We start from the raw sequence: 12,023 nt of genomic DNA, 5'->3' as shown, positions 1-12,023 counted from the left end.
GTTCAGCCGCGCACGGAGGAACGCGACCAGGGCCGCGTTGTGCTCACGGAAGAGGGCGACGACCTGGTCGGCCCGCCGTCCGCGTGGCGCGCCAGTCGCCTCGGTTGGGTCCATCGTTCGGGGTACCGCGTTCATGGGGGGTGTTCCGCGTATAGGGTCGCACGGTGCGGAACCGGCATGCGTACGGGCAGGGACGCACACCGGTATCCGCACCGGCGAAACCCCTAGACGTCCCAGCTTCGAAAAATTGAAATGGGGCCGGCAACGGCCGGATTCGACCCGGCTTCGCCCCTCCGGGGGCAAGGCCCCCGGAGGGATCGTCGAAAGGCCCCGTCGTGAAGAAGTGAGCCTGGTCTAAGGGTTCTGTAAGCCCGCGGACACATCCTGTCAGCTAGCATGACCGCTTCAATACGGGCCCACTCTTGCATGCATTACACCGACGACCGCACATCGTGGCGGCACTTCGCCTGGTTCATGCTGATCGCACTGATCGTGCTTGCAGCAGGGATCGGCCTGCGCGACCCGTGGCCGCCGGATGAACCGCGCTTCGCCCTCGTGGCCAGGCAGATGCTCGAATCCGGCCAGTGGCTGTTCCCCCATCGCGGCATGGAGCTGTATTCCGACAAGCCGCCGATGCTGATGTGGACCGAGGCCGCATGGATGTGGCTCACCGGCGGCTGGCGCGGTGCGTTCCTGCTCACGTCGCTCTTCTCGGGCCTGGGCACACTCGCGCTTACCTGGCACCTCGGCCGGCGGCTGTGGGGTGCGCGCACCGGCCTGTTCGCGGCAGGCATCGTGCTGATGAGCATGCCGTTCATCGACGTAGTGCGGCATGCGCAGATCGATCCGCTGAATCTCTTCTGGATCACGCTGGGCAACACCGGGATCCTGCTGCACTGCCTGCGTGGCCCGAACTGGCGCATGTACTGGCTGGGCTGCTTTGCCGCCGGGCTCGGCGTGATCACCAAGGGCGTGGGTGTCATCGCGCTCTTCATGCTCCTGCCTTACGTCGTCGTGCGCATGCGCGGCTGGCAGGGCGTGCTGCGTACGCAGGGCGATGGCTGGCGGTGGGCGGCTGGCGCGCTGGCATTCCTGTTGGCTATCGCGCTGTGGCTCGTGCCGATGCTGGCGACAGCGTATGGGCACGGCGATGCGGAGTACCTTTCGTACGTCAACGACATTCTGTTCCGCCAGACCGCCGAGCGCTACGCCAACTCCTGGCAGCACGAGGAGGCGCCATGGTTTTTCCTGGTCGTGATCGTCAGCGGGTGGCTGCCTACGTGGTTGCTTATTCCCGCGGTGGCACCGCGCTGGCGTGATGCGCTGCGCCTGCGCGAGCCGCGGGTATGGGTCCCGCTGGCGTGGTGCCTGCTGGTCCTTGTGTTCTTCTCGATCCCGCGTGGCAAGCGCGAGATCTACATCCTGCCGATGTTGCCGATGCTGGCGATCGCCATGGCACCGCATGTGGTTGAACTGGCGAAAACGCGCTGGCTGCCGCGCGTCGCGTTCTGGCTCACCGTGGCCGCGGGCATCGTGTTCACGGCCGCGGGCGTGTGGGCGCTGGAGGCGGCTCCAAAGGTCGCGCGTCGTCTGGCAAAAGGCTACGAGCTGGCCGGCCACGGCGAAGCGTTGTGGATCTGGGTGGTCGTGGTGGGTGTCGGTTTTTTCGTGGCCGCAGCCGTGTTCCGGCCGCGCCGTGGCATCGGTGCGTTGCTATGCGGGATGGCGCTGGGCTGGGTGATCTGGCCACTCGGCACCTATCCCTTGCTCAACATGAACCAGTCGGCTCGTGCGGTGATGGCGGTGGCGGACGATGCGATCGGTCCCGATGGGCAGCTCGGCCTGGTGGCCTGGCGCGAAGAAAACCTTCTGCAGGCGCGGCGCCCCGTGGCGGAGTTCGGATTTTCCCGCGCCGCCGCCGAGCAGCTCGCGGATGCGCGCGCCTGGCAGGCGGCGGATCCCGCGCACCGGTTCATCTTCGCCAACGACGAGGCCCTGGACAGCTGCGTGGTGAAGGAAAACGTGCGCCCGCTCGGCACCGCCAACCGCGTGGATTTCGTCCTGCTCCCCGCCAACGCGACAAAGCAAGGCTGCAAGCCTTTGTAGAAGCGCGCCGTGGGGAGCGTGCTGTGGGAGCGTGCTGTGGGAGCGTGCTTGCACGCGATGGGTGCTTGCCGTACTCCCCATCGCGCGCAAGCGCGCTCCCACAAGAGCGACGGCTTCAGCCGGCGCGGCTTGGTGCCTCGGCGATCGTGCGCTTCAGCATGCGCTCGTATTTTTTCTTCGTGCGGGCGGCGTTGTGCGAGCGGCTCATCGACTGGTGCGGGAGGATGTTCTTCTCGCCGAAGCCATCGATCATGACGAGGCGCGGGCCGCCGCGCGAATCCTCGCCATACACCACGTTCCAGGCGTGCAGGTCGGCCGCGATGGTGTTGTGGCTGAGCAGGCGCGCGTAGAACGCCTCCATCTCCGCACGGGTGTGCTCGGTGAAGCCTTCGGCCTTTACCCAGTCGTGCAGCGTGGGCGCGAGACGGCCATCCGGCGTGCGGACCTTCTCGACGACCTGGCCCAGACCGATGTCGGTCATGATCAGGCCGACCACGCGAGCGACGGGCGATGTCTCATAGCCGCCCACGTACACGCTGGTCACGTATTCGCGGAACTCGCGGACGAAATCCTTGTACGGGCCGCTGCGGGCCAGCCGGCGGTACCACGGGGCCTGGTTCCAGCGGGCTTCGATCGAGGCGTGGGATATCACCTTCACGAGGAGGTTTTCGTCATCCGGGTGTTGGTACACCTCGCGGACGTGGCCGGTGGCGATGGGCGTGGCGTCGGCCAGTCTGAACATCGTGGATCCTCATGGGCGGGCCCCGGGGGGCCGCCGGAAGTTGCAGGTAAGGCGCACAGTGTAAAGTGCCCGGGCAGTAACATGCCTGTCACCGCGCGGCGGAATGCCGCGCCCAGCCCGGATCCTCCTCGTGCGCAAGCTTATCTGGCGTTTCGCCGCCGCTGTCCTCGTCTTCCTGACCCTCGCCCGCCTGGCCTTCTCCGCCTGGCAATGGACGCGCGTCCATGACGCGGGCGGCCTGTGGCCGGTACTGCTGGGTGGCTGGCGTATCGACCTTTCCCTGCTGGCCATGGTTATCGCGGTGCCGGCGCTGCTGGCGCCCTGGCTGGGGCACCGGGCGTGGCCCACACGCCTCACCGCGTGGTGGCTGCGCCTGTGGTGGCTGCTCTACGTGCTGCTGGAGGTCTCCACCCCGCAGTTCCTCATCGAATACGACACGCGCCCGAACCGCCTGTATTTCGAATACCTCACCAGCCCGCACGAAGTGGCGGCGATGCTGTGGAACGGCTACAAGCTCTCGGTGGGCCTGGGCCTGATCGTGTTCGCCCTGCTGGGCTGGGTCGGCTTCAAACTGCTACCGACGCGTAGGCCGGATGCGCGCGCCGTGCGTGGCTGGCTGCGGCCGGTGGCGACGGTGCTGGTCTTCTGCGTGCTGTTCCTCGCCGGCCGCGGCACGCTGCAGCACCGCCCGCTCAACGCCTCGCAGGTGGCATTCACCAACGATGCCATGGTGAACACGCTGCCGCTCAATTCGCTCTACAACGTGCTCAACGCCGCCATGGCCCTCGGCAACGAGCGCTCCGCCTCGGCCGTGTACGGCAAGATGCCCGACGGCGAAATGAACGACATCGTGCGCACGACCGCGGGCTTCACCGGTGCGCCGATCGAACCGGATTACCCGTCACTGCACAAACAGACGGCCACGCGCCAGGATGGCAAGCCGCTCAACCTGGTGATCATCCTCGAGGAAAGCCTGGGTGCGCAGTTCGTCGGCAGCCTGGGCGGCGCGGGCTATACGCCGGAGCTAGATAAGCTTTCGAACGAAGGCTGGTGGCTCGAGCGCACCTACGCCACCGGTACGCGCAGCGCGCGTGGCCTGGAAGCGGTGACGACGGGCTTCCTGCCCACGCCGGCTGAAGCCGTGCTCAAGCTGCCGCGCAGCCAGCGTGATTTCTTCACGCTTGGCGCGCTGCTCGATACGTTCGGCTACCACACCCGTTTCCTTTACGGTGGTGAAGCGCATTTCGACAACATGCGTTCGTTCTTCTTCGGCAATGGCTTCAACGAAGTCGTCGACCGCGCCAGCTTCAAGACGAAGCCCGCTTTCGTCGGCTCGTGGGGTGCCTCCGATGAAGATATGTTCAACGTACTGCACCAGCGCCTGCTCGACGATGGTGACAAGCCGACCCTGACCGTGGCGTTCTCGGTCTCCAACCACACGCCGTGGGAATACCCGGCCGGGCGGATCACGCCCGAGGGCGAGCCGGCGAGCAATGCCAATGCCGTGCGCTACGCGGACTGGTCGATCGGGCAGTTCTTCGCGAAGGCCAAGGCGTCGCCTTACTGGGACCACACCGTGTTCCTGATCGTGGCCGACCACGATGCACGCGTCTTCGGTGCCAGCCTCGTACCCGTGCGCCACTTCCACATCCCGGCGCTGATCCTGGGCGCGGGCGTGCCGGTGAAGAAGGACGAGCACATCGTGAGCCAGATCGACCTCGCGCCCACCTTGCTCTCGCTGATCGGCATCAGCAGCGAACACCCGATGCTCGGCGCCGACCTCACCCAGCGCTATCCCGACCGCGCGATCATGCAGTACGGCGACAACTACGGTTACCTCAACGGCGATACCCTGCTGGTGCTGCGTCCGAACCAGCCCGCGACGCAGTACCACTACGGCGTGCAGGGCGAGAAGCTCGACCCGCAGGCGGTGGATCCCCAACTGGAGAAGCTGGCCCTGGCCCACGCCCTGTGGCCGAGCTGGGCCTACAGCCACCAGCGTTACCGGTTGCCGCCGAAGAAGGGCGACGAGGCGCACTGACACGCGCGCAGCCATCGCTGGCCTAGAATGCGCCGATGACCACGCCGCTCGCCCTCGCGCTGCGCCTGCTCGCCGAACACGGCGACGCGCGGCCGTGGCTTGCGAAGGCCCGGGACGATGGCTCGGTGATGGCGGCGGCGCTCCTGGGCGCGACGGAAGGGGCGGATGCGCATGGCGCGTACGACCAGCCGCGTGCCTTCGAGGTGTTCATCCGCGCCGGTGGCAATCCACCGCTGTACGGTGCGGTGAGTGCGGCCCTCGCCCGGCTGTACGAACAGCTGGCGCCGCGTTGCCTGCTCGATATCGGCGTGGGCGATGGCATGGCCCTCCTGCCCGCCCTGGGCCAGACCCGGCATGTCCCCGCGACTGTAGACGTCGTCGAACCGTCCGGTGGCTTGCTCGACGCCCTGCGGCCGAGGCTCCCGAAAGGCAAAGCGTGGCAGCTAACCCTCCAGGCCTTCCTGGCGCAGCTGGCGCCCGAGCGGCGCTGGGATCTCGCGCAATCCACCTTCGCCCTGCAGTCGATACCGCCCGGTGAGCGTCTCGCCGCCCTGAAGCGGCTGCGCCGGCACGCCACGCGCCTCGCCATTGTGGAATTCGATGTGCCGGCGTTTGCCAACGCCGAGGAGAGGTTCTTATCGCTGGCAACGCGCTACGAAGGCGTCGCGCGTGAGTATGGCGACGACGCGCCGCTCGTGTCCGGCGGCTTTCTCGCCCCGATGCTGTTGGGCCAGCTGCGTGCCACGGCCCCGTCGAACTGGGAGCAGCCGATCAGCGCATGGCAGGAAGAACTGACCCGCGCCGGCTACCGCGTCGCCTCGACCAGCCACATCCACGATTACAGCTGGGCACCCGCCTGGCTCATCGTCGCCAAGGCCTGAGCCTCACTCTTCGCAGGGCAGCGCGCCGGCGATGGCATCCGCGAGCGAGGCCTGCGAATACGGCTTGGCGAGCCGCGGCCGATCCAGCTGCACGCCCACCGGCAGGTCGGCGTAGCCCGTCGCCATGATCACCGGGAGCGCCGGCCACCGGTCGTGCAATTGCACGGCTAGCTGCGCACCGGTCATATGCGGCATCGCGTGATCCGTGATCACCAGATCCACGCGTCGCGTCGTGAGCAGGCCTAGCGCCTCGGCGCCTGAGCGCGCGTCGACCACCTCGTAACCGAGGTCTTCCAGCATCTCCACCGTGGTGGCGCGGACCAGGTCGTCGTCGTCGACGGTCAGGATGGTGATGCGCTTCGTGCCGGGACAGCGTGGCTTCGCGCCGGTTGCCTCGGGCTGTGGTGCCGCGGTGTCGGCCGTCGGGGCCATGGCGGGCAGCCAGATCTCCGCCGTCGTGCCCTGGTCGGGCTGGCTGCTGAGGATGAGGGCGCCGCCCAGCTGCTCGGCTAGGCCGTGGGCCATGGAGAGGCCCAGGCCCGTACCCTTGCCGACGCCCTTCGTGGTGAAGAAAGGCTCCGTCGCACGCTTCAGGGTGTGCTCGTCCATGCCTGCGCCCGTGTCCGCGAGCACGAGCCGCACATAGTGGCCCGGCGAGAGGCGCTCATCGTCGTGGCCGGCCCATGCCTCACTCGTGCTGATGACGATGGTGCCCACCCCGTCCATGGCGTCGCGCGCGTTCACGGCGAGGTTGAGCAGGGCGGATTCCAGCTGGTTCGCGTCGGCCTCGACCGCGGGCAGGTTTGCTGCGAAATCGGTTTCGACCGTAATGGTGGCACCCAGCGAGCGCTGCATCAGCTCGGTCATGCCTTCGACGAGACGGCGAAGGTCGACGCGTTCGGACTTCAGGTCCTGCCGGCGGGCGAAGGCGAGCATGCGCCGGGTAAGCGAGCTGCCGCGCTCGGCGCCGGCCCGCGCGTTATCCACGAGGCGAAGCAGGAGGGGATCCTGCGGCATGCGCTCCCGCAGCAGTTCCAGGCTGCCCTGCACGGCCATGAGCAGGTTGTTGAAGTCATGCGCGATGCCGCCGGTGAGGCTGCCCAGCGCTTCCATCTTCTGCGTCTGGCGGATGTGCGCCTGCGAACGCTCCAGCGCCGCCGAGCGCTCGGCGACCTGCTGCTCGAGTTCTTCCCGGAAGCGGCGTTCGCCTTCGCGTACATCGGCCTCCGCGCGCACGCGCGCGATGTGCGCCCACGAGCGTTCGGTCACTTCATCCAGCAACGCCAGTTCACGTAACTGCCATGCGCGTGGCGTACCGTCGTGGATCGCCATCAGCGCGGTGAGCTTGCCTTCCTTGACCAGCGGGATGCAGATCGTCGCCGCGATGCCCAGTGCGCGGAACGCGCGTGCTTCGTCGGCGGGTAACTCGCTCGCGTTGTCTTCGATGATCAGCGGCTTGCCTTCGCTGAGCCGCGCGACAGCGAGGCTGCCGAAATCGCGCAGGCGGTAGCGGCCGACAATGCTGTCGTAACCGGGCAGCGTCCAGTCCCCGCGGATGGTGAAGCCATCTTCGTCCGCATCCATGTCGGCGTACGCGCAAAGGGCCACGCCAAGGTGCTCGCCCACCATGCGCGTGCTGATGCGCAGGATCTCGTCGGCATCCGTGCTGCGCGCGGTCTGCTCGTTCAGTGCATCGAGGAAACGCAGGCGTGCTTCGTTCTCGCGCAGGGCCTGCTCCGCTGACTTGCGGACGCTGATATCAGCGGCGGCACCGAACCATTGGGTGACGGCGCCCTCCTCATCGAGCACGGGCACCGCGCGCGACTGCACCCACCCGATCGAACCATCCACCCGCTTGACCCGATGCTCAAGCTCGAAGATGCCCTTGCTGGCCACCGCTTCGTCGATGGCGGCGCGAACGCGCGGCTGCTCGTCCACGGGCATGTAGTTCGTCATCCAATCCGGCGAGGGTGCGTCCGTATCGGCGATGAAGCCGCGTCCGTCCAGCGCACTCATGCATACCCACTTCGGGTCCATCTGGTAGACGACGTCGGACGTGGCGTTCACCAGGGCGCGGAAGCGACCTTCGCTTTCGCGCAGCAACGCTTCGGCGCGTACGCGCTCGGTGGTTTCCACGACGATGGCGATCACGCCGCCCGGCCGGCCGCTTTCATCGAGCACCGGCGAATAATCGAGGTTCATCCATACCGGCTCGGGCTTGCCGTGCCGCTGCAGCGTCAGGCGCTGGTCCTTGTACGCGAGCGTGCCGCCGGCCAGGCCGACGCGCATCACGTTATCGTTGAAGTCGGCGATCTCATCCCAGCCCTGGCGTACTTCGGAACCCAGCAACTGCGGGTGGCGGCCGCCGGCGAACACCGAATACGCATCGTTATAGATCATGATGCCTTTCTCGCCCCAGAGCAGCACGATCGGCACGGGCGAGAGCAACAGCAGGCTGGTGGCGGTGCGCAGGCTTTGCGGCCACGAGGGCAGCGCCCCGAGGCCCGTGCGCTCCCAGTCGAAAGCGCGGATGAGCGCCCCGAGTTCGCCACCCCCGTCGAGCCAGGTGAGATCGCGATTCACGGCAGGTGAGCTGGCGTCTGTCATGGTTCGGGTCGGCGGGGACACCCGCGAAGTGTAAACACGGCGAATGTGATGACGACCGCAAGGCCGTTCAGGGTGTGCGCCGGCGTGCCTCGTCGAGCTTCAGGCACAGCGTCCGCACGCTGGGCAGGATGGAGGGCGAGGGCAGGGCGAGCGTGGGCGCATCGATCGCGATGACGTTCCCGCGCCGCGCGGCGGCCAGGCCGTTACCCTGGGTCCATGCCGAGAGCGAATCGCCTTCGCCACCGGCGGTCATGATCACGTCGGGCTGGCGGGCGAGCACGGCTTCACGACCCACCGTGGGGGCCGCCTGGGTGAGGTCGTTGAAGATGTTCTGGCCACCGCAGAGGTCGATGGCATCCGAGATCATCTGCGCATGCCCCACCGTCATGAGTGGCCGGTCCCATACCTGGAAAAACACCTTCAGCCGCTTCTTGCCGGCGAAGGCGCCGCGCAGGCCGTCCAGGGCGTTGCTGAATGCGAGCGCGTTGGCATTCGCCGCCGCTTCGGTGCCGGCCAGCTGGCCGAATCGGCGGGTCGCGGCCGGAATGTCGGCCAGGCGGGTGGTCTCGGCGTAATAGATGGGAATGCCCAGCCGGGCGAGCTTCTCCACCTGCGCGGCCGGCGTGCCGCTTTTCCACACCATGATCAGGTCGGGGCGCAATGCCACGATGCGCTCCAGGTCGAGCATGGTGGCGTCGCCGACGACCGGGATGCTCTTTGCCGCCGCGGGGTGTTCGCTGAAGCGTGACGTGCCGACGACGAAGCTGCCAGCGCCAGCAGCATAAAGCGTGTCGGTGATGTTCGGCGCGAGGCTGACGATCCGGTGCGCGGGTGCCGCCAGCGTGACCGTGTGGCCCGCATCGTCGGTGACGCGGATGGCGGCCGCGCTGGCCGGGCCCGCGAGTAACGCGGCGATGAAAGCAAGGGTGCGAATCATGGGCGGGTGTCCGTCAGGCGGGCGGCACGGAAGAAGATCTCGCCATCGATCGTGATGCCGCGGATCGGATGATGGAAAGCGGCGGTAAGGTTTTGCGGCGTGACCACGGCTTCCCTGGGGCCGGCGAGCGCACCGCCGTGGCCGTCGAGCAACACCGCGTGCGTCGCGTGCTGCATGGCCAGGTTGATGTCATGCACGGTGAATACCACGGCATGCCCGGCGCGCGACGCGAGCACCAGTTCATGCAGGGTCTTCATCTGGTGGTGCAGGTCGAGCGACGATAGCGGCTCGTCCAGCAGCATGACATCGACGTCCTGGGCGAACAGGGCCGCGATGTTCACTCGCTGGCGCTCGCCGCCGGAGAGCGTGGTGATATCGCGCTCGGCCAGCGCATCGAGTTCGAAACGGGAAAGCGCCGCGCGCACCGTGCCCATGTCTTCATCGCCCCAGGCCCAGAAAGGCAGCCGGGGATGCCGCGCGGCGGTGACGGCTTCGATCACCGTGAGGCTGAAGGCATCGACGACCGCCTGCGGGAGGAAGCCTCGGCGCCGGGCCAGTTCCAGCGGCTTCCAGTGGGCGACATCGTGGCCATCGAGCAGCACGCGGCCGCCCTCTGCGTCACGCAGGCCGGCAAGCGTGCGCAGCAGCGTGGATTTGCCGGCTCCGTTGGGGCCGAGGACGCACCAAACCTGGCCGGGCTCGATGCGCAGGTCCAGCGCATCGACGAGCTGGCGGTCGCGCACGGCCAGCCGCAGCCGCTCGGTGGTGAGCGTGGCACTCACCGGCGGCGTACCAGCAGGACGAGAAACGTGGGAACGCCGATGATCGCCATGACCGCGCCGACCGGCAGTTGGATAGGATCGGCGACGATCCGCGAGATGGTGTCGGCGCACACGACGAGCATGCCACCGCACAGGGCGCTGGCCGGGATGAGCACGCGCTGGTCGTTGCCGACGAGGCGGCGCAGGGCATGCGGCACGACGAGACCGACGAAGCCGACGGTGCCCGCGGTGGTCACCGCGACCGCGGTGGCGAGCGAGGCGATGGCGAAGATGGCCGACTTGACCGCGTTCGGCCGCACGCCGAGCGCGCTGGCCGATTCCTCGCCGCGCGCCAGCAGGTTCAGCTGGCGGCCGAGCGGGGTGACCAGCAGCAGGGCCACCAGCATCGAGAGCAGCGGCGGCCACGGGCTCGCCACGCCGCTCAGGTCGCCCATCATCCAGAACAGCATGCCGCGCAGGTTCCGGTCGGGTGCCAGCACCAGCATCATGCTGACGATGGCACCGAAGCCGGAGGCGAGCATGACGCCGATCAGGATCAGGTCGGTCGCATCGTCGCGGTGGGCGGTACGCCGCCGGGCGATGAGGTCACGGTGCGCGAGCACGAAGACCGCGACGCAGGCGAACAGCGCCCCCAGGGCCGCGCCGCCAGCCGTCACGACCGCCCCCGCGCCCGCGAGCATGGCGCCCAGTGCGCCGACCGCCGCTCCCCCGGAGAGGCCCAGCGTGTACGGGTCGGCCAGCGGGTTCCGGACCAGGATCTGCATGAGGCAGCCGGATAGGGCGAGCAGGCCGCCCACGCCGTAGGCGGCGAGGGAGCGCGGGATACGCAGCTCGTGGACGATGCTATGCATGGGGGTGTCGGCTGTTCCGACAAGCCCATGCCATGAGGCGCGCAGCGACGAGCCATCGCCGCCGACCAGCACCGAGGCCAGGATGACCAGCGCCGAGAGCGCGAGCAGGCCGGCCCACAGGCGCAGGGCGGCGCCGAACGTGGCCATACGCGGAACCCGTGTTGTCGCTGCGCTTCGCACCCGGCGATGCTCCCGCCAAACAGCTCGGCAGGATGGCAGCGACCGGTCCATCACGGACCGTGCTATTTCGAAAGCCGCGCGGCGCGTCCCCCGCCACCATGGGGCCAACCCATGGGGAGTGCCACCGATGTTCGCGATCGTCGTCTCGCTGGGCGTGTTCCTGCTCGCCTGCGCAAGCCTCTACATCGGCGAGTGGATCGCGCGGCGCATGCCGGAGCAGCACCGTGTCTATGAGGCACAGAAAGCCGCGCAGTTCGGGATCAGCATGATGGCCACGCTGGCGGCCCTGGTCCTGGGCTTCATGGTGACCTCGGCGCGCGCGACCTTCGATCGTGCCAATGACGACATCGTCGGTGTCGCCACGTCGACCCTGCTGCTCGACCGTGCCCTTTCCGGCTATGGCCCGGAAACCGAGCCGATCCGCGCCGACCTGCGTGCCTTCCTGGCCCGCGCGACCAATCGGGTGTCCCCCGATGGCGAGATGCAGCGGATCGTATTCCGCCTGCCGCAGACCAGCCTGAGCATCATCACCCTGCTCCAGCGGAAGATCCTGGAGCTGCGCCCCACCACCGAAGCACAGTGGTGGTTCCAGCACCGTGCGCTGGAATGTACGGCGGAGCTCGCGCACGAACGCATCCTCACCTCGGAGCACGAGAAGTCCTCGGAGCCGTTGCCCCTGCTCATCGTGGTCACCGCGTGGATCATCCTGATATTCGTCGGCATGGGCACGTTCGCCATGCATAACCCCTCGGTGCGCGTCGTGCTGTTCTGCGCGGCGCTGGCCTTCTCGGGATCGATCTTCTTGGTCATGGAACTGGAGGCGCCGTACACCGGCCTGCTGCGCGTCTCCGGGGTACCCCTGCTGCAAGCGGCCGAGGAGCTTGGAAAGCCATGAA

The 12,023-nt window shown here is 67.9% G+C and carries 9 protein-coding genes; 4 read left to right on the top strand and 5 right to left on the bottom strand.

The window, feature by feature from the left end:
- Positions 1–426: 426 nt before the first annotated feature.
- Positions 427–2,106: an ArnT family glycosyltransferase gene (locus ACTHLF_RS14930; protein ID WP_440328173.1), complete on the top strand. Its 1,680-nt coding sequence runs from the start codon at positions 427–429 to the stop codon at positions 2,104–2,106.
- 115 nt (positions 2,107–2,221) lie between these two features.
- Here ACTHLF_RS14930 and ACTHLF_RS14925 read toward each other — a convergent pair whose 3' ends face one another.
- Positions 2,222–2,848, bottom strand: coding sequence for a YrbL family protein (locus ACTHLF_RS14925; RefSeq protein ID WP_440328172.1), 627 nt, complete (start codon positions 2,846–2,848; stop codon positions 2,222–2,224).
- Between the two features lie 130 nt (positions 2,849–2,978).
- Between ACTHLF_RS14925 and ACTHLF_RS14920 the strand changes: the two genes are divergently transcribed.
- Both ACTHLF_RS14920 and ACTHLF_RS14915 read left to right on the top strand, forming a co-directional pair.
- Entirely contained in the window at positions 2,979–4,889 is a 1,911-nt protein-coding gene (locus ACTHLF_RS14920) for an LTA synthase family protein (protein WP_440328170.1), read from the top strand.
- Positions 4,890–4,924: 35 nt separating this feature from the next.
- The gene (locus tag ACTHLF_RS14915) at positions 4,925–5,770 is read left to right on the top strand and encodes a class I SAM-dependent methyltransferase (protein WP_440328169.1); all 846 of its coding nucleotides are present in this window, start codon (positions 4,925–4,927) and stop codon (positions 5,768–5,770) included.
- Between the two features lie 3 nt (positions 5,771–5,773).
- Here the strand turns inward: ACTHLF_RS14915 and ACTHLF_RS14910 are convergent, their stop codons facing one another.
- From ACTHLF_RS14910 to ACTHLF_RS14895, 4 genes are all read right to left on the bottom strand, one after another.
- On the bottom strand, positions 5,774–8,377 hold the full coding sequence (locus ACTHLF_RS14910; protein ID WP_440328168.1) for a response regulator: 2,604 nt from the start codon (positions 8,375–8,377) through the stop codon (positions 5,774–5,776).
- A 67-nt stretch (positions 8,378–8,444) separates the two neighbouring features.
- Positions 8,445–9,314, bottom strand: a complete 870-nt coding sequence (locus tag ACTHLF_RS14905) for a cobalamin-binding protein (RefSeq protein ID WP_440328166.1) — start codon at positions 9,312–9,314, stop codon at positions 8,445–8,447.
- On the bottom strand, positions 9,311–10,096 hold the full coding sequence (locus ACTHLF_RS14900; RefSeq protein WP_440328164.1) for an ABC transporter ATP-binding protein: 786 nt from the start codon (positions 10,094–10,096) through the stop codon (positions 9,311–9,313). The genes ACTHLF_RS14905 and ACTHLF_RS14900 overlap by 4 nt, the downstream gene beginning before the upstream one ends.
- The gene (locus ACTHLF_RS14895) at positions 10,093–11,094 is read right to left on the bottom strand and encodes a FecCD family ABC transporter permease (RefSeq protein ID WP_440328162.1); all 1,002 of its coding nucleotides are present in this window, start codon (positions 11,092–11,094) and stop codon (positions 10,093–10,095) included. Before ACTHLF_RS14895 ends, ACTHLF_RS14900 begins: the two co-directional genes overlap by 4 nt.
- Positions 11,095–11,254: 160 nt before the next feature.
- Between ACTHLF_RS14895 and ACTHLF_RS14890 the strand changes: the two genes are divergently transcribed.
- Positions 11,255–12,022, top strand: a complete 768-nt coding sequence (locus ACTHLF_RS14890; RefSeq protein WP_440328160.1) for a hypothetical protein — start codon at positions 11,255–11,257, stop codon at positions 12,020–12,022.
- Position 12,023 lies beyond the last annotated feature (1 nt).

This window comes from Luteibacter sp. (genome assembly GCF_051958795.1).
Lineage (GTDB): Bacteria > Pseudomonadota > Gammaproteobacteria > Xanthomonadales > Rhodanobacteraceae > Luteibacter.
Note: the sequence above shows the minus strand (reverse complement) of the source record. Positions and strands in the feature narration are given on the sequence as shown.